Raw genomic sequence first — 539 nt, 5'->3', positions numbered from 1 at the left:
GCCTCTGAACCTCTGGAATATGGACAGCCGCGCCGGAGCAGTCTCGGAGGCGTTCGAGGCCGGTGCGCAAGCCGAGGACGTAATGAAGGCGGCCACCCATACACAAATGTCGACGACGATGGGCTACAATCGTGGGTCTCTTGTTCAGACAGGAAAGGTTGCTGATCTCCGAGTTGCCCGGCGAATCAGAAAGGAAACGTCGTGATTGATCACCATCGACACATTCTTGCGATCGAAACCACTATCAACGAACTGATGGATGTTTTCGCACAGGCGAGACAAGAGCGTTCAGTCGAGAATCTTCAAGACGCGTTAGGCAAACTCCAAGACAAGACGACGGCCGTAACAGTCGCGACAGCCGCAGCGGTTCTTGACCTGCTACGCGAGAATCAATTGAGATCGACCGACGGTAACAGCGGCGTTATTTCTCAATAGGTTCAGGTCGACTGAAAATCGCAGTGTCACTGGTTCGATTCCAGTCCTGGGCACCATAACCTTTTCAATAGGTTAGACAGGTTCCCTCATAATTCGGTTAGCCC

At 52.9% G+C, this 539-nt stretch carries 1 protein-coding gene, 1 tRNA gene and 1 pseudogene; all 3 read left to right on the top strand.

Translation table 11 applies throughout. The features are described from left to right. Positions 1 to 205: pseudogene (locus AC1DT3_RS23830) on the top strand (integrase); the annotation flags it as partial. Beyond that, a complete protein-coding gene (locus tag AC1DT3_RS23825) occupies positions 202 to 435 on the top strand; it encodes a hypothetical protein (protein ID WP_477467610.1) in 234 nt (77 codons plus the stop codon). The pseudogene AC1DT3_RS23830 and the gene AC1DT3_RS23825, both read left to right, overlap by 4 nt. Beyond that, positions 424 to 491, top strand: a tRNA-OTHER gene (locus tag AC1DT3_RS23820). Before AC1DT3_RS23825 ends, AC1DT3_RS23820 begins: the two co-directional genes overlap by 12 nt. The last annotated feature ends 48 nt before the right edge of the window (positions 492 to 539 follow it).

The sequence above is a fragment of the Microvirga sp. P4_G7 genome, from assembly GCF_056401005.1.
Note: the sequence above shows the minus strand (reverse complement) of the source record. Positions and strands in the feature narration are given on the sequence as shown.